Consider the following 19,131-nt stretch of genomic DNA (forward strand, 5'->3'; position numbering starts at 1 on the left):
ATGCCACGGCGAATCTGCGCCGGCCTCAGGGTTTTCCGGTCGGCAGGCCGTGCTCCAGGACGTCCAGGGCGCGGTCGACGAGATCCCGGACGTCGTCGTGGTGGCCGGTCTCGGCCCAGTAGTGGGAGGCCTCCATCAGCCCTGCCATCACCGACGTGGCGAACACTCGCAGCTCCAGACCGTCGGGGTCCAGCCCGCAGCGCTCGGCCAGGGTGTCCCGGAGCAGCCGGCCGGTGACCGCGGTGCTGTCCAGCATGCGGGCCCGGACCGCGGGCACCTCCACCCCGAGCCGGGCCCGCTGCCGGGTCACCTCGGGCTCCTCGGCGAGGCTCACGTCCAGGGCCGTGCGCAGGACGTGCCGGAGGGTGTCGGCCCAGGACTCGTCCGCCGGCCGGGCCCGCAGCTCCGCCGTCACCGCCGGGTCCCATTCGTCGCTGACGACGATGTCCTCCTTGGCCGGGAAGTACCGCAGGACGGTCGACGGCGACACCTCGGCGCGGTCGGCGATCTGCTCGATCGTCGTGGCGCCGTAGCCCTGCTCGTCGATCAGCGCGTGGGTCGCGGTGCGGATCGCCCGGCGTGTCTTGATCTTCTTCCGCTCCCGGAGCCCTGGCTGGGGGCGGTCGGCGGCGGTGGTGCGGGGGGCCGTCATGGAGATCATTGTCCGCCATCGGAGTGATCCGGGCATGCGAGAGGCCACGGCCGGAGCCGTGGCCCGAAGGGGTGAGAGGGCGCTATCCGTGCTGGTACGCCACCAGCGAGATCCCCACGTAGTGCGCGATGAAGGCCGCCAGGGTCAATGAGTGGAACACCTCGTGGAAGCCGAACCAGCGCGGTGACGGGTTGGGCCGCTGGATCCCGTAGACCACGCCGCCCGCGCTGTAGAGCAGGCCGCCGACGACGACGAGGACCAGGACGGCGATGCCGCCGGTCCGCATGAAGTCGGGCAGGTAGAAGACGGCCGCCCAGCCCATCGCGATGTAGCAGGGCGTGTAGAGCCAGCGCGGGGCGCCGACCCAGAAGACACGGAAGAGGATGCCGGCCACGGCGGCGGTCCAGATGCCCCACAGCAGCCACTGACCCTTGGCGTCCGGCAGGAGCAGCATCGTCAGCGGCGTGTAGGTGCCCGCGATGATCAGGAAGATGTTGGCGTGGTCCAGCCGGCGCAGGACGCCGTCCATGCGGGGGCTCCAGTTGCCCCGGTGGTACAGCGCGCTCACGCCGAACAGCAGGCATGCCGTGAGGGCGAAGATGCCGCAGGCGATTCGTCCTCTGGAGGAGTCGGCGAGGGCGGTCAGCACCAGGCCCGCGACCAGAACGGCCGGGAACATGCCGAGGTGCAGCCAGCCGCGCAGCTTCGGCTTCACCGGATGCGGCAGGGAGAGCGCCTTCGGACCGTGGCCGTCGGCCGCCGAGTCCGTGGGCGCGTCGGGGACGAACGCAGTCATGGGCGAATGGTAGCTACGGAACCGTAAGTCACGTATCGGTGCCGTCGATTGGCGGGCGAAGAGTGGCCATCCTCTCACCGCGCTCCGATGGTGGTTACGCAAACGGACTGCAAGGTGAACGCAACGTGCACGTAAAGCGGCCGCGAGAAACCGTGGCGAGCCTCACGTTGCTCACCTGTGCGCTCCTCTGGACAGATGGGCGCGGACGTCGGATGATCAAATGAGTGCGGTCGGCACCGGATGAGCGCCAAGATCCACCCTGAAGCATCCGGGTCGCAGCCCCCACGGGGCCTCCACATCACAAAAAATCCCTCATTTAGGAGCAATCGTGGCGCGCGACATCGCGGCTCCCACCGTCCCCACCACCCATCAGGGACTGATCTCGTGGGTCAACGAGATCGCCGAACTGACGCAGCCGGACAACGTGGTCTGGTGTGACGGATCCGAGGCCGAGTACGAGCGACTGTGCGAGGAGCTCGTGGAGAAGGGCACCTTCCGCAAACTCGACCCGATCAAGCGCCCCCACTCCTACTACGCCGCCTCCGACCCCACCGACGTCGCGCGCGTCGAGGACCGGACGTTCATCTGCTCCGAGAAGGAGGCGGACGCGGGCCCGACCAACCACTGGAAGGCCCCCGCCGAGATGCGGGAGATCTTCCAGGGTGCCGGCGGCCAGGGCGGTCTGTTCCGCGGCTCGATGCGCGGCCGGACCATGTACGTCGTGCCCTTCTGCATGGGCCCGCTCGGCTCGCCGCTGTCCGCACTCGGCGTGGAGATCACCGACTCGGCGTACGTCGCGGTCTCCATGCGCACCATGACCCGCATGGGCCAGGCCGTCCTGGACGAGCTCGGCTCCGACGGCCTCTTCGTCAAGGCCGTGCACACCCTGGGCGCCCCGCTGGAGCCCGGCCAGGCGGACGTCCCCTGGCCCTGCAACCAGACCAAGTACATCTCGCACTTCCCCGAGGACCGCGAGATCTGGTCCTACGGCTCGGGCTACGGCGGCAACGCCCTGCTCGGCAAGAAGTGCTACGCCCTGCGCATCGCCTCCGTCATGGCCCGTGACGAGGGCTGGCTCGCCGAGCACATGCTCGTCCTGAAGCTGACCCCGCCGCGCGGCGAGGCCAAGTACGTCGCCGCGGCCTTCCCGAGCGCCTGCGGTAAGACCAACCTCGCCATGCTCGAGCCGACCATCCCCGGCTGGACGGTCGAGACCATCGGCGACGACATCGCCTGGATGCGCTTCGGCGAGGACGGCCGCCTCTACGCCATCAACCCCGAGGCCGGTTTCTTCGGTGTCGCCCCCGGCACCGGCGAGCACACCAACGCCAACGCGATGAAGACGCTCTGGGGCAACTCCGTCTTCACCAACGTCGCCCTCACCGACGACAACGACATCTGGTGGGAGGGCATGACGGAGGAGACCCCGGCCCACTTGACGGACTGGAAGGGCAACGACTGGACGCCCGAGTCGGGTGTCCCGGCCGCGCACCCCAACGCCCGCTTCACCGTCCCGGCCTCGCAGTGCCCGATCATCGCGCCGGAGTGGGAGGACCCCAAGGGCGTGCCGATCTCGGCGATCCTCTTCGGCGGGCGCCGCGCCACCGCCGTACCGCTGGTGACCGAGTCCTTCGACTGGAACCACGGTGTCTTCCTCGGCGCCAATGTGGCCTCCGAGAAGACCGCCGCCGCCGAGGGCAAGGTCGGCGAGCTGCGCCGCGACCCGTTCGCGATGCTGCCGTTCTGCGGCTACAACATGGGCGACTACATGGCCCACTGGGTCGACGTGGCCAAGGACAAGGACCAGTCCAAGCTGCCGAAGATCTACTACGTCAACTGGTTCCGCAAGGACGACGAGGGCAAGTTCGTCTGGCCCGGCTTCGGTGAGAACTCCCGCGTCCTGAAGTGGATCGTGGAGCGCCTGGACGGCACCGCCGAGGGCGTCGAGACGCCGATCGGCGTCCTGCCGACGAAGGAGGCCCTCGACACCGACGGCCTGGAACTGGCCGAGTCCGACCTGGAGTTCCTGCTCACGGTCGACAAGGAGGTCTGGCGCGAGGAGGCCGCCCTCGTCCCCGAGCACCTCAACACCTTCGGCGACCACACGCCGAAGGAGCTGTGGGACCAGTACCGCGCGCTGGTGGAGCGCCTGGGCTGAGTCCCACCCCGAACTCCGCGGCCGGCCGGAACCGACAGTGCCCTGACCAGCAACATCGTCACGGCCGGCCGCGGGACGGACAGGCGGGGCCCGCACAACGGCGTGGGGGGTTCCGGGCCCGACGCCGCCCTCCGTCCGCCCCGACGGACCAGGCGCCGACAGGCTCACTCCCGCCCGCTTCGGCACGGCCCGCTCCGCGGGCTCACGAACGTGCCGTCGAATGACCGAGCGCCCCGGCCGACGGCCTACGTCGACCGGGGCGCTCGGGCGTGCTGCAGGGCGTAACGGAGGCGGTCCTGAGAGGCGTGGATGTACGTGGTCCCGTACTTGCCGACGGCCGGGGGATCGGACGGTCGCGGTCTGCGAGAGGCGTGACCGCTTCGAGCGGGGGTACCCGATGGCCCTCACGAAGGGGTGATGGCGCCCGGTCCGCGCGTCGCTGCGGGTGCGCGCGGACCGGGGCCGTAGGGGGGAGCCCCTGAGGGACTCAGCGGGACGCCAGGGCGCGCGGCTCCAGCGCCGCGGTGTGGGCGTCCATCCGCTCGGCGGCCAGGATCGCGACCGCCGTGTCGGCGCGGGAGGCGGCGACGACCAGTGTCCGGCCCGCGAGGGCGAGTGCCCGCCGGTGCAGGGCGGCGGCGCTGGGCTCGCGACGGCCGCTCATCGGCGCGCGCACCGGGGTGCGTCCCCCGCGCAGCCGACTCACCTGCTCCGCGAGCCGCTCCGCCGCCGTGTCCAGGTCGGCCGAGGCCTGCGTGGCGCGCAGGTCGTCCGTGACGGCGAGCAGGGCCGCGAGATGGCCCGCGAGCTGGATGTCCAGCTCTTCCTCGCGGGAACGGTGGGGGAAGTCCGGGCTGGGGCCGTCCACCGTGCTGTGGACCGACTTGGTGCGGATCGGTTCGTACATGGGAACGCCTCCTGAGCTCTTACAGGAAACCATCCTAGCTTAGATTTCGTCTAAAGTTGAGTCGTTCACAAAACAGGACTGCCCGCGCACATAGTGTGAGCGGGCAGTCCTGTCCGGGCTCGGGGTGGTCAGGGCTGGCTGTAGCCGTCCAGGAAGTGACCGATCCGCCCCACCGCGTCGGTCAGGTCCCCGACCGTCGGCAGGGTCACCACGCGGAAGTGGTCCGGCTCCGGCCAGTTGAAGCCGGTGCCCTGGACGACCATGATCTTCTCGCGCCGGAGCAGGTCCAGGACCATGCGGCGGTCGTCCTTGATCTTGAAGACCTTGGGGTCGAGGCGCGGGAAGAGGTACAGCGCCCCCTTCGGCTTCACGCAGCTCACCCCGGGGATCTGGGTGAGCAGCTCGTACGCCGTGTCCCGCTGCTCGCGCAGCCGTCCGCCGGGCAGCACCAGGTCGTTGATCGTCTGGCGCCCGCTGAGCGCCGCGACCACTCCGTGCTGCCCCGGCATGTTCGCGCACAGGCGCATGTTCGCCAGGATCGTCAGACCCTCGATGTAGGAGTCGGCGTGGGCGCGCGGCCCGGAGATCGACATCCAGCCGACCCGGTAGCCGGCCACCCGGTAGGCCTTCGACATGCCGTTGAAGGTGAGGGTGAGCAGATCCGGGGCGACGGAGGCGGTCGGGGTGTGCGTGGCGCCGTCGTACAGGATCTTGTCGTAGATCTCGTCGGAGCAGACGAGGAGGTTGTGCCGGCGGGCGATGTCGGTCAGGCCCTTGATCATCGCCTCGTCGTAGACGGCCCCCGTCGGGTTGTTGGGGTTGATGATCACGAGTGCCTTGGTGCGGTCGGTGACCTTGCGCTCGATGTCGGCGAGGTCCGGCATCCAGTCGGCCTGCTCGTCGCAGCGGTAGTGCACGGCGGTGCCGCCGGACAAGGAGACGGCGGCGGTCCACAGCGGGTAGTCGGGCGCGGGCACGAGGACCTCGTCGCCGTCGTCCAGCAGGCCCTGCATCGCCATCACGATCAGCTCGGAGACGCCGTTGCCGATGAAGACGTGCTCGACGTCGGTCTCGATGCCGAGGGTCTGGTTGTGCATGACGACGGCCCGGCGTGCGGCCAGCAGGCCCTTGGCGTCGCCGTAGCCGTGCGCCGTGGACACGTTGCGGAGTATGTCCTCCAGGATCTCCGGCGGGCACTCGAAGCCGAACGCGGCCGGATTGCCGGTGTTCAGCTTGAGGATCCGATGCCCGGCAGCCTCCAGTCTCATCGCCTCCTCGAGCACCGGGCCCCGGATCTCGTAACAGACGTTGGCGAGCTTGGTCGACTGGATCACCTGCATGTCTGGGAGCTTACGGCCCGGTAACGCCTCCCGGGCCGTGTTTTCCGCCACGTGAGACGCGGGGATTTGGGGCGATATCGCCGCACGCTGTCCCACCAGCCTCTTCGGTCCCTAGAATGCGCCGCCATGTCCAAGCCATTCGATTACGCCGACGGAGCGACGGGCGGCGAGCCGCAGGGCCCGCCGAACGTCTACCTGCCGCAGGGGGGCACCCCTCCGGTGTACGACGCCTACGCGGACCCGGCGGCGGCGCACGGATGGCAGGACGATGGCCAAGGCGGACCCGTACGTCCCGGCGACACCGGCGGCCCCCCGTATCCCGGTCGCTCGGACGGCCTCGGGGAGACCCGTGAGCTGCCGGTGCTGCCGGGGGCGGTGCCGGTGCAGGGTGGCCGGTCCGGGGCCGGGCGCCGGGCCCGGCGCAAGCCGCCCGCGCGGCGGTCGCGCCGTGTGGCGGTGGCCGCCGGTGCCGTGGGTGCCGTGTCGGCGGCCGTGTTCATCGCCGGGGTCTCCTTCTCGGGCGGGTCCTCCGGCGGGTCGCGGGGCGGCGAGGGCGGCCGTACCGATCCGGCGGCGGGGGAGTCCTCCGCGGCGTCACCCGCGGACACCGGCCCGGCGGCGAGCCCTGATGCCCCGCTCGCGGGCCGGCCGGGCAACTCTGACGGGGCGTCCGGCGCCGCGTCCCCGAGTCCGTCCCCCACGGCGAGTTGGAGCCCGTCCACGTCCGCCACGGGAGACGCGCGGCCCCCGGTGGCCACCTCCACGACCACTGCCCCCGCGGACACCGGCCCCAGCCCCACCGCCACACCCTCGGCCCCCGGCAGGCCCGACGGGAAACCCGGACATGGGCCCGGCGGCACCAAGGGACCCAAGTGACCTGTCTGTGAGGGCGGTTGAGTAGGGTCGTTCAGGACGCCGGGATTCCGGTTGTGGAACAGGTTCTTGTGCCGCCCCCCTTTGCGCGATCACAATGCACATGACAATCGTGCAGGCGGCCGGAGGATTTCCGGCCGCCTCCGTCGCAAGAGGGGACCCCCCATGAGAAAACCTCTCGCCGCCGCGTTCTGCGCCCTGGCGATAGCCGGGGCCGGCGCGGCCCCCGCGGCCGCCGCCGAAGCCGCCCCCACGGGCCTCGGCAAGGCCGCGGACACGGGCTCGGCCACGTCCGCCGTCTCCGGCGTGGTCACGTCCGTGGAGCAGACGCTGTCGGGCCTCCGCGGCCCTCAGGCCAAGGCCGTGAACTTCGCCGGCACCGTCGCGCTCAGCAACTGCTCCGGCTCGGTCGTCCGCATGCCGGACTCCGAGGCCGACGACCCGGCGCTCGTGATGACCAACGGCCACTGCCTGGAGTCCGGGTTCCCCGGCCCCGGCGAGGTCCTCGTCGACAAGGCGTCCAGCCGCACCTTCACCCTGCTCAACGCCTCCGGCTCGCGCGTCGCGACCCTGCGCGCCGCCAAGCTCGCCTACGGCACGATGACCGACACGGACGTCGCGCTGTACCAGCTCACCACCACGTACGCGCGGATCAAGAGCTCGTACAACATCAACCCGCTGACGCTGAACGACAGCCACCCGGTCGCCGGGACCGCCATCGGCATCCCCTCCGGCTACTGGAAGCGCATCTACAGCTGCAACATCGACGGGTTCGTCCCCACCCTGAAGGAGGGCGACTGGACCTGGAAGGACTCGGTCCGCTACACCTCCGCCTGCAACACCATCGGCGGCACCTCCGGCTCGCCCGTCGTCGACCAGGCCACCAACAAGGTCGTCGCCATCAACAACACCGGCAACGAGGACGGTGAGCGCTGCACGGTGAACAACCCGTGCGAGGTCGACGCGAACGGCGACGTGACCGTCCGCAAGGGCATCAACTACGCCCAGCAGACCTACGGGATCCCGGCCTGCTTCGGGATCGACAACAAGCTCGACCTGAGCGCGAGCGGCTGCACCCTGCCCAAGCCGTAAGGCAGGGTGCCGGCCGGGCGGTCACGCGGGAGCAGTCCTGCGGACCGCCCGGCCCGCCAGCACGTCCGTGCGCCGGCCGTCCTCGATCACGAACCGGCCGTCGACCAGGACGTGGGGGATGCCCACCGGGAGCGTGCGCGGCTGCTCGAACGTGGAGCCCGCCGCGACCGTCGCCGGGTCGAACAGCACCAGGTCGGCCTTGTAGCCCTCGCGGACCAGACCCCGGTCGGGCAGCCGGAGCCGCGCGGCCGGTCGCGAGGTGAGGTGCGCGACGCACTCCTCCAGCGACAGCACCCCCGACTCCCTGACGTAGTGCCCGAGATAGTGCGGGAACGTGCCGTAGGCGCGCGGGTGCGGTTTCGCGCCCTGGAGGATGCCGTCCGAGCCGCCGGTGTGCACCCGGTGGCGCATGATCGCCCGGACGTTCTCCTCGTGGCCGACGTGCTGGAGGATCGTCGGGGCCAGCCGGTCGGCCAGCAGCAGTCCGCGCGCGGTCTCCCAGGGCGTCTCGCCCCGCAGGTCGGCCGAGTCCCGGACCGTCCGGCCGACGAATTCGGCCAGGGCCGGGTCGTTCACGCCCGAGATCTCGATGGTGTCCCACGCGACGGGCACGCCGTGGCAGCCGTCCGAGCCGGTGACCTCCAGATGGTGGCGGATGCGTTCCGCCGTCTCCTCGTCCGCCAGCCGCTTCAGGGCCTGCTCGGGACCGCCCTCGCTCGCCCAGCTCGGCAGCACGGCCGCCAGCGTCGTACAGCCCGGGGTGTACGGGTACGTGTCGAGGCTGATGTCGGACCCGGTCGCGAGCGCCTCGTCCAGCAGGGCCAGCAGCTCGGGAGCGCGGCCTTTGTTCACGCCGAAGTTCATGGTGGCGTGGGCGAGATGGAGGGAGCAGCCCGCCTCCCGGGTCAGCGCCACCATCTCCCCGTAGGCCTGGAGAGCCCCGGCGCCGTAGGAGCGGTGGTGCGGACAGTAGTAGCCGCCGTAGGAGGCCACCACCCGGCATAGCTCGGTCAGTTCGGCGTCGGGCGCGTACATGCCCGGGGCGTACGTCAGCCCCGACGACATGCCGACGGCGCCCTGTTCCATGCCCTCCGCGACCAGCCGGCGCATCCGGTCCAGCTCGTCCGGGGTCGCCTCGCGGTCCTCCCAGCCGACGGCGAGGGCCCGGACCGTGCCCTGGGGGATCAGGTAGGCCGCGTTCACGGCGATCCCGCGGTCCAGCCGGTCCAGGTACTCGCCGACCGTGCGCCAGTCGAAGTCGAGGTCGTCCCCCGGGCCGTTCCACCCGGCGATCGCCCGCCGCACCTCACCCAGCGTGCGGTCGTCGACCGGCGCGTACGACAGCCCGTCCTGGCCGATGACCTCCAGGGTGACGCCCTGCGCGGCCTTGGCGCTGTGGTCGGGATCGCGCAGCAGCGCCAGGTCGCTGTGTGCGTGCATGTCGACGAAACCGGGGGAGAGGACGAGCCCCTCGGCGTCCAGCTCCCGGCGCGCCCTCGGCCGCTGGCAGCCGGCCGCCGCGGCCTCCTTGACGATCGACACGATCCGGCCGCCGTCGACCACGACATCGGCCCGGTAGGAGTCCGAGCCGGAGCCGTCGACGACGTCGGCGTCCCGGATGACCAGCTCTTCCATCGCGCCCGGCCTCCTAGAAGAACGTGCGGACGTAGTCGACGACCGTGCCGTCCGCCTCGGCGACCGGGATCAGCTGCCACTTGTCGAACGAGGTGCACGGGTGGGACAGCCCGAGCCCGACCCAGTCGCCGACCTCCAGATCCGCCTCCGGCGTGGTGGCGAGCCAGGCGTGCTGGTCGGACAGGCCGGTCACGGACACGCCGGTGGCCGGGCGCTCGGCACCGTCCCGGCGGATCACCTGCGCGAAGGGCAGACCGAGGTCGTAGGCCGCGTCCCGCTTGCCCGCGTTGACGAAGGCCTGCTCGGCGGAGGGACGCGAGACCACCTGCGTCCACAGCCGGAACGCCGGCTCCAGGGCGCCCTCCTCGGGGACCCGGTTGAACGGGGTCAGCTTGCGGTAGTGGCCGTCGTCGTGCGAGACGTAGGCGCCCGAGCGCAGCAACTTCAGCACGGGGAGGGACAGTTCGGGGATCTCCGCGAAGACCTCGGCGACCGCGTCGAACCAGGCGCTGCCGCCCGCGCTGACCACGATCTCGTCGAGCCCGGCGAACCGCCCGGCCTTGTCGAACTCGGCGGCGAGCGCGACCAGCCGCCGCAGCCATGCCGTCACCCGCTCGGTGTCGGCCTTCGGCACCTCGCCCTCGTAGCCCGCGACGCCGACCAGCCGCAGCGTCCGCGTACCCGCCACCGCGTCCGCGACCGCCGCGCACTCCGCCTCCGTGCGCACACCGGTCCGGGCGCCCTCGCCCGCGGCGAGCTCGACGACGACGTCCACGGGGCGCGTGGCGTCGGCGTCCCGCAGCGCGGCGTCCATCAGCTCGACGCCGCGCACCGAGTCGACGTAGCAGACCAGCTCGAAGTCCGGGTCGGCGTCGAGCCCGGCCGCGATCCAGCGCAGGGCCGCCGCGTCGACCAGTTCGTTCGCCAGGAACACGCGCCGGGTCCCGAACGCCCGCGCGACCCGTACCTGGTGCGGCACGGCCAGGGTGATGCCCCACGCCCCGTGCTCGATCTGCCGCTGGAACAGCTGCGGCGCCATGGAGGTCTTGCCGTGCGGCGCGAAGGCCAGGCCGTGCCGGGCCGCGTACGTCTCCATGAGCCGCAGGTTGTGCTCCAGGCGCTCGGCGGACAGCGCGAGCACGGGCGTGGCGAAGCCATCGGTGAAGAGGTTGCGGCGCTGGCCGGCCAGCTCGGCGACGGTCAGCCCGTCGGCGTCCGGCGGGAGGCCCTTGAAGCGGTGGTCGACGCGTTCGGCGGCGAGCCGGGCGAGGGACTGGGCGGTGTCGGCCGTCATAAAGCCTCCTGATCTGCACTATTGCAGTCTGTGCAACTATCATTGCGTAGGGTGCTGAGCGCTGTCTAACATCTCGACCACCCCCGGTCAATGAAACCGGCACCGGCCGCCCCGGCGCCCCGACGAGGAGCTACGAGCATCGTGACCCCCACCGGACCATGCGACGTCCCCGGCGCCCCGGACGTCGTCGACGTCGTCGCGCTCGGCGAGTCCATGGTCACCTTCCTGCCGTCCCGGCCGGGACGCCTCGCCGACGTGCCGTCCTTCGAGCGGGGCATCGGCGGGGCGGAGTCGAACGTGGCCTGTGTGCTGGCGGCGGCTGGGCACTCCGTGCGGTGGGTCAGCGCGGTCGGTGCCGACGGCTTCGGCGACCACCTCGTCGAGGAGATCGGGTCCTACGGCGTGGACGTCGCGTCCGTACGGCGCGATCGGGCGCGTTCGACCGGTATCTACTTCCGTACGGCGGGGGACCGGGCCACCGACGCCCACGAGGTGGCCTACTACCGGGCCGGATCGGCCGCCTCGGCGATGTCCACCGACACCGTGGACCTGGCGGCCGCCCGGGCCGCCCGGGTGCTGCACCTGTCAGGGATCACGGCGGCGCTCTCCGGCAGCTGCCTCGACCTGCTGTGGGAACTGACCGGGCCGGGCCCGCAGCGGCCGCTCGTCTCCTTCGACATCAACCACCGGCCGGGCCTGTGGACCGACCCCGACGGGCCCCGGGTCCTGCTGGACCTCGCCCGCCGCGCGGACCTCGTCTTCGTCGGGTCCGACGAGGCCCTCGACGCGTGGGGACTGCATGGCGCGTCCGCCGTGCGGGACGCGCTGCCCGAGCCTGAGCTCGTCGTCGTCAAGATGGGCCCGGGTGGCGCCGTCGCCCTCGGCAAGGACCCCGGTGACGCGGAGGACGCGGACGGCACGGCCACCCGCGCCCGCGCCCCCCGCGTGGACGTGGTCGCCGCCGTCGGCGCCGGGGACGCCTTCGCCGCCGGGTTCCTCTCCGCCACCCTGCGGGGACTGCCCGTGCGGGACCGGCTGCGGCACGGACACCTCATGGCCGCAGCCGCCCTCACCGTGCCCGGAGACCTCGCGACACCGCCCGCGCGGGAGCACGCCGACCGGCTTGCCGCCCTGGACGACGCGGCATGGGGGAGACTGCGACTCGGCCCGGGCTGGACCGAGGGGACACAGCGGGCCGCCGAGGAGGTACGAACGCCATGAGCCAGACCGTCGACCGCGCGCTCAGCATCCTGCCGCTGCTCGCGGAGGGCCCCGCCGACCTGGGGCAGGTCGCCGACCGCCTCGGCGTGCACAAGTCCACGGCCCTGCGCCTGCTGCGCACCCTCCACGAGCACGGACTCGTCTACCGCCAGTCCGACCAGCGCTACCGCCTCGGCGCCCGGCTCTTCGCCCTCGCCCAGGAGGCGATGGAGAACCTCGACGTCCGCGAGATCGCCCACCCCCACCTGGTCCGCCTCAACGAGAGCTGCGGGCACACCGTGCACCTCGCGGTGTACGAGGAGCACGAGGTCCTCTACATCGACAAGGTCGACAGCCGCTACCCCGTGCGGATGTACTCCCGCATCGGCAAGCCCGTCGCCATCACCGTCGCCGCGGTCGCGAAGCTGCTCCTCGCCGACCTGCCGGAGCACGAGCGGCGGGCGATCGCGGAAAAGCTCGACTACCCCGCCTACACGTCCCGTTCGACCCCCGACGCGGCCGCGTTCCTGCGCGAGCTGGAGAAGGTGCGCGAACAGGGCTGGGCCACCGACCTCGGCGGCCACGAGGAGTCCATCAACTGCGTCGCGGCGCCCGTCCGGGGCGCCGACGGCCGGGTCGTCGCCGCGATGTCGGTCTCCGCGCCGAACGTCGTCGTCACCGCCGACGAACTCCTCACCCTCCTGCCGCTGGTGCGCCGTACGGCGGACGCCATCAGCGGCGAGTACTCCGGCAGGACACCAGTGAAGGGCACCGTATGACGGACAAGATCGCGCTCACCCCGAAGACCCACACCACCCCGCCGGCGAAGTTCTCGCACGGTGTGAAGAAGGGCAACATCCTCCAGGTCGCCGGCCAGGTCGGCTTTCTGCCCGCCGAGGAGGGCAGGGCGCCCACACCCGCCGGGCCGACCCTGCGCGAACAGACCCTCCAGACCCTCGCCAACGTCAAGGCCGTCCTGGAGGAGGGCGGCGCCTCCTGGGACGACGTGATGATGATCCGCGTCTACCTCACCGACGTCGACCACTTCGCCGAGATGAACGCGATCTACAACGCGTACTTCGAGGAGCAGGGCCTGACCCAGCCGCCCGCCGCGCGCACGACCGTCTACGTCGGTCTCCCCGCGGGTCTCCTCATCGAGATCGACGCGCTGGCCGTCCTCGGCGACGCTTCTTAGCCGGCGACCTCAAGACCGGGACGGTGCTGGAGAGTGTGCTGTCGGTGGCGGGGTTCGCGGAGGCGGCGGTATCGAGTCTGTTCGTGTAGGCGTCTGATAACGAAGTCGGGGTCGACTGTGTGCCGCACAGGTTTGTCGACCATACTGCTCCGCTGTGGAGCAGCGCATAGGTTCGAGCAGCCAGCCCCTGGAAGGCGCCGGATTCGACCCGGCTTTCATCCCCGGGCTCACGTCACCCGCGTCCGAACGGACGAAGGAGGACGGGCCGGAGAAGGAGCCTGAGGTCGCAGCGGCCGAGGAGGCCGAGGAGGCCGTCTCCGAGCCGGAGGACACGGCCAAGGACACGGCCAAGGACACGGCGGAGGCGGCCCCCTCCGCACAGGAGGAGGACACCGAAGCCGACGGCCCCGTCTTCGAGGCGTCCGACCGCCGCGCCCGGCTGGTCGCCGACCACAGAGGCGTACGCATGTCCCTGGACGACCAGGAGTGCGAGTTCCGCTGGGACGAGATCGGCGCGGTGGAGACGGAGACGGCCCGCTTCGGCAAGCGGTACACCGTCACCGTCCACACCCCTGACCGGCGCTGGTACCCGATCGAGATCGAGGCGCCGGCCAGGAGCCACTTCAAGGAGTGGGACGAGCAGCTGGACGCGGTTCTGGACGCCTACTTCGAGGAAGACGCGGAGTGAGGGGCGCGAGGCTCTGCTGATGCGCGGCGCCGCCGCGCGGGCGCACCTAACCGCAGTACTGAGTCTCCTTGCCGATCGACCGATACATACAGTCCGCGTTCTCCAGCAACTGCAGCACCGCATCGCGGTTACGGGAGGTCTCCCGCTCGATCACCTCGTCGGGCGGGTAGAACCCACCCCCACCGGACCGGGGGTACATCTCGAAGGTGTACGCGAAGATCTTGTGCGCACCCCAGAGGTAGTCGTCGATCGACCCGTCGGTGATGTACAGGTCGCTGGACTGCTCCGCCGTGTAGCCGTTGCTCGCGGCCATCTTCTGGCCGACCGTCTTGAACGCCGCGTGGTCGTCGGCGGTCATCCCGGTCGTGGTGTCGGAGTACGTGTAGCCGAACGGCCACAGCACCAGCTCGCTGTAGGTGTGGAAGTCCACGCCCGCCTTGATCTGCTGCTTGCCGCCCACGACCCGGCTGCGCACGAAGTCGGAGACGACCTTCACCTCGGGCGCGGACTCCGCCGAGGCTCCCCGGTAGGTGTCCGAGGACGTCGACCCCGAGGAGCCGCCGCAGCAGCCCCAGCGGTAGTTCCAGTTGCGGTTCAGGTCCGTACCGACGTACGAGGAACCGGAGTTGGGCTGCCGGTTCTTGCGCCAGGAGCGGTACGACCCGGTGGCGATGTCGTACTCGCCGCCGTCCGGGTTGATGTCCGGGACGATCCAGATCTCGCGGTTGTTCACCATGCCGGTGACGCGTGAGTCGGAGCCGTAGTCGGAGGTCAGCTCGCGCAGCAGGTAGAGCGCCATCTCGACGGTCAGGTGCTCGCGGGCGTGCTGGTGGTGCGTGAACAGCACCTCCGGCTCGGACTCGTCGGCGCTCACGTTGTCGCTGATCTTGATGGCGACGATGTTCCGGCCCTGGTAGGACTTGCCGATCACGCGCTGGCTCGCGATGGACGGATGGGCCGAGACGATCGAGTTGATCTCGTTCGTCATCTCCGCGTAGTTGTGGTACTTCGAGTCGGCCGACGGGAAGTCGAGGAGCCGGACGTCGTCCTCGCCGGCGGACCGGTCGGGCACGGCGCCGAGCGGGGTGACCTCGTAACCCAGGGTGCGCAGCTTCCTGATCTGGTCGGCGCGGCCGGAGACCACGACGCCGTGGCCGTGGACCTCGTCCACGGTCACGCCCGTGCGCTGAAGTGCCGTGCGGTCCCGGGCCGTCGAGTGCAGATGGATCTCGTACTGCCGGACGTCGTCCGCCGAGGCGGCCGGCTTGCGGGCGCTGTCGGCGGTGGCGTCACCGGTCGTCGCGGACAGGGGCGCCGCGAGGACGAGGGCGAGGAGGCCGGCGAGGGCGGCGGTGCGTCTGCCGGTGCCGGCACCTGAGCCTCTTGTGCGAAGTCGCATGAAATCTCCTTGTGGGAGGTGGGGTTGTTCCGTGCGACGTACGTGTGCGGGTGGCGCATATCGTTCTGCCAATGGCATGAGCAGGTCAAGACTGAAAGCGGCCGCGCAGTGTACGCGCGTGGTGTCGCGGTCGAGGTGTCACAGCCGAAGTGCACCCGCAGGTGTGGCCCCGGCGTGCATATATGTATCCGACTTCGACAGGGTGAGGGTCCGCGCACACGGAGCCGGAGTGTCCGGACCCCCGGACTCACACCCTTTCAGAGGACTGGCTGATCATGGGCGGATCAGCGCCACGACGGGACCACCACCTGCCGGCCGAGACGACCAGCTTCGTCGACCGGCGTGGCGAACTGACCCAGGGCCGCGAACTGCTGGCCCGGGCACGGCTGGTGACGCTGACCGGACCGGGTGGCGTCGGCAAGACCCGGCTCGCCGCACGCATCGCGGCCAGGGTGCGGCGCGCCTTCCCGGACGGCGTGCGCTACGTGCACCTGTCCGGACTGCACGACCCGGCCCTCGTCCCACTCGCCGTCGCCGACGCGCTCGGGCTCCACGACCGCTCCGCCCAGCCGCCCCTGGACGCCCTCGTCGAACAGGTGCGGGACCGGCGGCTGCTCCTCGTCGTCGACAACTGCGAGCACCTGGCGCATGCGTGCGCCCGGCTCGCAGCGGCCCTGCTGCACGGCTCCGAGGGCGTCCGGATCCTCGCGACCAGCCGGCACCGGCTCGGTCTCACCGAGGAGCACCTGCTGGAAGTGCGGCCGCTGCCCGTGCCCGACCCGGACGGAGACCTGTCCGCCGCCGAGGGCTACCCCGCCCTCCGGCTCTTCAGCGACCGAGCCGCCGCCGTCGTCCCCGGCTTCCGCCTCACCCCGGCCAACCGCGCCTCCGTCGCCCGGCTGTGCCACCGCCTCGACGGCCTGCCCCTGGCCATCGAACTCGCCGCCGTCCGCATGCGGGTCCTCGACGTCGACCAGCTCCTGGACCGCCTCGACGACCGCTACCGCTTCCTCACCACCGGCAGCCCCGCGGCCCAGCCCCGCCACCAGACCCTGCGCGCGGCGGTCGCCTGGAGCCACGACCTGTGCACCGTCCCCGAGCAGACGGTGTGGGCCCGGCTGTCGGTCCTGCCGGGCAGCTTCGACCTGGAGACGGCGGAGGCGGTCTGCGCGGACGGCACCGCCCCGGAGAACAGCCGGCCTCCGGTCGGGGCCCCGCCCGCGGAAGGTGCCCCGTGTCCGGTCGGCGCCCGAGCCGCGGGTGGGGCCGCGTGTCCGGACGGTGGCCTCGCCCCGGAGAGCACCCGCCCCCTCGGGGGCGTCGTCCCGGCTCCGGAGGGCGGGGGGCGGCTCGTCGCGCTCCGGCGCGCTGCCCTGCCCGACCGGCTCACGGACGAATCCGCTGCCCACGCCGGGTCCGCGGCAGCGCCCACCGGCACCCCGGCCCCGCCCCTTCGCCTGCGCACGGAAGACGTCCTGGAGGCCGTCGCCGGGCTCGTGGACAAGTCCGTGCTCTGCCGGGAGCCCGGGCCCGGCGGTATGCGTTACCGACTGCTCGACACCCTGCGGCAGTACGGGCTGGAGCAGTTGCGGCGGTGCGCCGGGCAGGAGGAGGCCGCCCGGCGGCGGCAGCGGGACTGGATGGCGCGGCGGGCCGAGGAGTGCGAGCGCGGCTGGTTCGGGCCCGGGCAGCCGGAGACGGTCGCCCGGCTGCGCGCCGACCGGGACAACCTCCGCGCCGCCCTGGACTACAGCCTCTCCGCCCCCGGCGAGGCCCTCGCCGGGCTGCGTCTCGCCGGCACGCTCTGGTTCCACTGGCACGCCTGCGGCGCCTCCCGCGAGGGCGTCTACTGGCTCGACCGGGCCCTGAGCGCCGCCCCCGGACCGACCCGGGAACGGGCCCGCGGCCTGTGGGTCGCGGGGCTGCTGGCCGCCGCCACCCGGGACTTCCCCCGGGGCCGCCGCCACGCCGGCGACGCCCTCGCCCTCGCCCGCGCCCTCGGTGACGACGCCGAGGCCGCGCACGCCGAGTACGTCATCGGCGTCATCCGGCTGTTCGGAGACGACCTGCCCGGAGCGCTGCGGCACTTCGAGACCACCGTCGCCCGCGGCCCCGTGCCCGGCCAGCACCTCAGCCTCGTCGGCCTCGACCAGGTCGAACTCGCCTGCGCGCTGGGCTACCTGGGCGAGGCCGAGCGGGCCGTCGAGGTCTGCGAGCGGGCCCTCCGGCTGTGCGAGCGGCACGGCGAACAGTGGGTCCGGTCCTACGTGCTGCGCATCCTCGCCCTCGCCCACACCGTGCGCGGCGACTGGCCCCGGGCCGAACGGCACGCCAGAGAGGCCCTGCGGCTCAAACTCGCCGTCCACGACGTCATCGGCATCGCCCTCACCCTCGATCTGCTCGCCTCGATCGCGACCGCACGCGGCGACCACGAACACGCCGCCGTGCTGCTGGGCGGCGCCGACCGCGTCTGGGCCGACATCGACACCGGCCGCTGGGGCTCCCACACCCTCAACTCGTCACGCCGGGACAGCGAGGAGCGGGCGGGCCGGGCCCTCGGACGCGAGGCGTTCGAGCGGGCCCATCGCCGGGGAGGAACCCTGGGTCTCGCCGAGCTGGCCGGCCACGAGCTCCAGGAGCCGGGCCGCCCGCACCCCACGGAACCCGCCACCGCCACCGCGCAACCGCACGACGACGGCACGGTCCGTCTGACCCGCCGTGAGACCGAGGTCGCCCAGCTCGTCGCCGAAGGGCTCGCCAACCAGCAGATCGCCGACCGCCTGGTGATCGCCCGCCGCACCGCCGAGGGCCATGTGGAACGCATCCTCGGCAAGCTCGGCTTCAGCAACCGCAGCCAGATCGCCGCCTGGGTGACGGCCCAGCGCTGCCCCGCCCCCACCCGCACCCACCCACCCGAGGGGATCACGTGACCACCCGAGAGCTCAGCCCGTTCGACCACCGCATGGCCGTCTTCGACTCCGACGACGGCTTCCTGGCCGCCGCCCTGCCCTTCCTCGGCGAGGGCCTCGACGCCTCCGGCGAACCGCCCCCGGTGGCCATCGCCGCCCCGCACCACCTGGACGCCCTGCGCGACGCCCTCGGCTCCGGAGCGAAGGACGTCACCTGCATCCCGCACACCGACTGGTACACCGGCTCCGCCGCCAACGCCGTCGCCCGGGCCGCCGCCTACCTCACGGCGCACGCCGGCCCCGGCGGCCGGCTCCACCTCGTCATGGAGCCCGTCTGGAGCGGCCGCGCCGGCCGTTCGGCCCGCGAGACCACCGAGTGGATCCGCTACGAGGCCCTCGCCAACCTCCTCTTCGCCCCCATGTCCACCACCGCCCTGTGCGCCTACGACACCCGCACCGCCGGGCCCGCCGTCGTCGCCGCGGCCCGCCGCACCCACCCCGACACCGAGGTGTACGAGGACCCGCTGCGGCTCGCGGCCGAACTCGACGCCGTACCACTGCCGTTGCCGCCGGCCGGTGCGCTGCGCCTCCCGGAGCCGCACGGCGCGGCCGTGCAGAGCTGGGCCGTGGGGCGGGGGCTGCCCGCCGCGGACGCCGAGCTGTTCGCCGCCGCCGTGGCCGAGAGCGCGGCGGCCCTCGCGCCCCTCGGCGGTGACCTCCTGCTGTGGGGCGATGCTCCCGGCTGCGTCTGCGAACTGCGCTCGGCCCACCGTCTCGACGACGCGCTCGCCGGCTTCGTCCCGCCGGCCGCAGACCCGGAACCGGGACCGGGGCTGTGGTACGCGCGTCAGGTCTGCGCCTACGTCGACATCCGCGACGACGCCGACGGAGCGACGGTCCGTCTCCAGTACGCGTGACCTCCCCACCTGCACAAGCAGGTAGAGGATCGGGTAGTCCTCCCCGTGTGCCGGAGCGCCCGGAGGGATCACCCTG

General features: G+C 72.0%; 16 protein-coding genes. 9 read left to right on the forward strand and 7 right to left on the reverse strand.

Annotated features, from left to right (window positions below; genetic code table 11):
• Positions 1-25: 25 nt before the first annotated feature.
• A complete protein-coding gene (locus tag ACFY5B_RS30545) occupies positions 26-652 on the reverse strand; it encodes a TetR/AcrR family transcriptional regulator (RefSeq protein WP_389975503.1) in 627 nt (208 codons plus the stop codon).
• An 82-nt stretch (positions 653-734) separates the two neighbouring features.
• Entirely contained in the window at positions 735-1,448 is a 714-nt protein-coding gene (locus ACFY5B_RS30550) for a hemolysin III family protein (RefSeq protein ID WP_389975506.1), read from the reverse strand.
• Positions 1,449-1,776: 328 nt separating this feature from the next.
• Here ACFY5B_RS30550 and ACFY5B_RS30555 point away from each other — a divergent pair, with 328 nt between their 5' ends.
• The gene (locus ACFY5B_RS30555) at positions 1,777-3,606 is read left to right on the forward strand and encodes a phosphoenolpyruvate carboxykinase (GTP) (RefSeq protein ID WP_389975509.1); all 1,830 of its coding nucleotides are present in this window, start codon (positions 1,777-1,779) and stop codon (positions 3,604-3,606) included.
• 487 nt (positions 3,607-4,093) lie between these two features.
• Here ACFY5B_RS30555 and ACFY5B_RS30560 read toward each other — a convergent pair whose 3' ends face one another.
• Together ACFY5B_RS30560 and ACFY5B_RS30565 are read right to left on the reverse strand one after the other, a co-directional pair.
• Positions 4,094-4,513 (reverse strand): hypothetical protein, encoded by a 420-nt coding sequence (locus tag ACFY5B_RS30560; protein WP_389975512.1) that lies wholly within the window; start codon positions 4,511-4,513, stop codon positions 4,094-4,096.
• 128 nt (positions 4,514-4,641) lie between these two features.
• Positions 4,642-5,853: a pyridoxal phosphate-dependent aminotransferase gene (locus ACFY5B_RS30565; RefSeq protein WP_344458447.1), complete on the reverse strand. Its 1,212-nt coding sequence runs from the start codon at positions 5,851-5,853 to the stop codon at positions 4,642-4,644.
• A gap of 126 nt (positions 5,854-5,979) precedes the next feature.
• Here ACFY5B_RS30565 and ACFY5B_RS30570 point away from each other — a divergent pair, with 126 nt between their 5' ends.
• Positions 5,980-6,729 carry a hypothetical protein gene (locus tag ACFY5B_RS30570; RefSeq protein WP_389975516.1) on the forward strand — a complete coding sequence of 250 codons (750 nt, stop codon included), beginning with the start codon at positions 5,980-5,982 and terminating at the stop codon, positions 6,727-6,729.
• Between the two features lie 162 nt (positions 6,730-6,891).
• Entirely contained in the window at positions 6,892-7,818 is a 927-nt protein-coding gene (locus ACFY5B_RS30575) for a serine protease (protein WP_389975519.1), read from the forward strand.
• Positions 7,819-7,839: 21 nt separating this feature from the next.
• On the opposite strand, the gene ACFY5B_RS30580 is transcribed toward ACFY5B_RS30575, so the two are convergent.
• Entirely contained in the window at positions 7,840-9,453 is a 1,614-nt protein-coding gene (locus ACFY5B_RS30580; protein ID WP_389975522.1) for an amidohydrolase family protein, read from the reverse strand.
• 13 nt (positions 9,454-9,466) lie between these two features.
• Positions 9,467-10,747: an amino acid deaminase gene (locus tag ACFY5B_RS30585; protein WP_389975525.1), complete on the reverse strand. Its 1,281-nt coding sequence runs from the start codon at positions 10,745-10,747 to the stop codon at positions 9,467-9,469.
• Between the two features lie 90 nt (positions 10,748-10,837).
• Between ACFY5B_RS30585 and ACFY5B_RS30590 the strand changes: the two genes are divergently transcribed.
• The 4 genes from ACFY5B_RS30590 (at position 10,838) to ACFY5B_RS30605 (ending at position 13,830) form a co-directional block, all read left to right on the forward strand.
• Complete coding sequence (locus ACFY5B_RS30590; protein WP_389975528.1) at positions 10,838-11,968, forward strand: sugar kinase; 1,131 nt, start codon at positions 10,838-10,840, stop codon at positions 11,966-11,968.
• The gene (locus tag ACFY5B_RS30595) at positions 11,965-12,726 is read left to right on the forward strand and encodes an IclR family transcriptional regulator (protein ID WP_389975531.1); all 762 of its coding nucleotides are present in this window, start codon (positions 11,965-11,967) and stop codon (positions 12,724-12,726) included. The genes ACFY5B_RS30590 and ACFY5B_RS30595 overlap by 4 nt, the downstream gene beginning before the upstream one ends.
• On the forward strand, positions 12,723-13,142 hold the full coding sequence (locus ACFY5B_RS30600; protein WP_389975534.1) for a RidA family protein: 420 nt from the start codon (positions 12,723-12,725) through the stop codon (positions 13,140-13,142). Before ACFY5B_RS30595 ends, ACFY5B_RS30600 begins: the two co-directional genes overlap by 4 nt.
• 154 nt (positions 13,143-13,296) lie before the next feature.
• Entirely contained in the window at positions 13,297-13,830 is a 534-nt protein-coding gene (locus tag ACFY5B_RS30605) for a hypothetical protein (RefSeq protein ID WP_389975537.1), read from the forward strand.
• A gap of 46 nt (positions 13,831-13,876) precedes the next feature.
• Here the strand turns inward: ACFY5B_RS30605 and ACFY5B_RS30610 are convergent, their stop codons facing one another.
• Positions 13,877-15,229, reverse strand: a complete 1,353-nt coding sequence (locus ACFY5B_RS30610) for a M14 family metallopeptidase (RefSeq protein WP_389975540.1) — start codon at positions 15,227-15,229, stop codon at positions 13,877-13,879.
• Positions 15,230-15,504: 275 nt separating this feature from the next.
• Here ACFY5B_RS30610 and ACFY5B_RS30615 point away from each other — a divergent pair, with 275 nt between their 5' ends.
• Complete coding sequence (locus ACFY5B_RS30615; protein ID WP_389975543.1) at positions 15,505-18,159, forward strand: ATP-binding protein; 2,655 nt, start codon at positions 15,505-15,507, stop codon at positions 18,157-18,159.
• Positions 18,156-19,055: an anti-sigma factor RsbA family regulatory protein gene (locus tag ACFY5B_RS30620; RefSeq protein ID WP_389975546.1), complete on the forward strand. Its 900-nt coding sequence runs from the start codon at positions 18,156-18,158 to the stop codon at positions 19,053-19,055. Before ACFY5B_RS30615 ends, ACFY5B_RS30620 begins: the two co-directional genes overlap by 4 nt.
• The last annotated feature ends 76 nt before the right edge of the window (positions 19,056-19,131 follow it).

Source organism: Streptomyces sp. NPDC013187 (assembly GCF_042899705.1).
Classification (GTDB): Bacteria; Actinomycetota; Actinomycetes; order Streptomycetales; family Streptomycetaceae; genus Streptomyces; species Streptomyces hawaiiensis_A.

Excerpts from the sequence above, each read along its gene's own strand:
- ACFY5B_RS30545 (WP_389975503.1), bottom strand. The coding sequence starts at position 652 with ATGACGGCCCCCCGCACCACCGCCGCCGACCGCCCCCAGCCAGGGCTC.
- ACFY5B_RS30550 (WP_389975506.1), bottom strand. The coding sequence starts at position 1,448 with ATGACTGCGTTCGTCCCCGACGCGCCCACGGACTCGGCGGCCGACGGC.
- ACFY5B_RS30560 (WP_389975512.1), bottom strand. The coding sequence starts at position 4,513 with ATGTACGAACCGATCCGCACCAAGTCGGTCCACAGCACGGTGGACGGC.
- ACFY5B_RS30565 (WP_344458447.1), bottom strand. The coding sequence starts at position 5,853 with ATGCAGGTGATCCAGTCGACCAAGCTCGCCAACGTCTGTTACGAGATC.
- ACFY5B_RS30570 (WP_389975516.1), top strand. The coding sequence starts at position 5,980 with ATGTCCAAGCCATTCGATTACGCCGACGGAGCGACGGGCGGCGAGCCG.
- ACFY5B_RS30575 (WP_389975519.1), top strand. The coding sequence starts at position 6,892 with ATGAGAAAACCTCTCGCCGCCGCGTTCTGCGCCCTGGCGATAGCCGGG.
- ACFY5B_RS30580 (WP_389975522.1), bottom strand. The coding sequence starts at position 9,453 with ATGGAAGAGCTGGTCATCCGGGACGCCGACGTCGTCGACGGCTCCGGC.
- ACFY5B_RS30585 (WP_389975525.1), bottom strand. The coding sequence starts at position 10,747 with ATGACGGCCGACACCGCCCAGTCCCTCGCCCGGCTCGCCGCCGAACGC.
- ACFY5B_RS30590 (WP_389975528.1), top strand. The coding sequence starts at position 10,838 with ATGAAACCGGCACCGGCCGCCCCGGCGCCCCGACGAGGAGCTACGAGC.
- ACFY5B_RS30595 (WP_389975531.1), top strand. The coding sequence starts at position 11,965 with ATGAGCCAGACCGTCGACCGCGCGCTCAGCATCCTGCCGCTGCTCGCG.
- ACFY5B_RS30600 (WP_389975534.1), top strand. The coding sequence starts at position 12,723 with ATGACGGACAAGATCGCGCTCACCCCGAAGACCCACACCACCCCGCCG.
- ACFY5B_RS30610 (WP_389975540.1), bottom strand. The coding sequence starts at position 15,229 with ATGCGACTTCGCACAAGAGGCTCAGGTGCCGGCACCGGCAGACGCACC.
- ACFY5B_RS30615 (WP_389975543.1), top strand. The coding sequence starts at position 15,505 with ATGGGCGGATCAGCGCCACGACGGGACCACCACCTGCCGGCCGAGACG.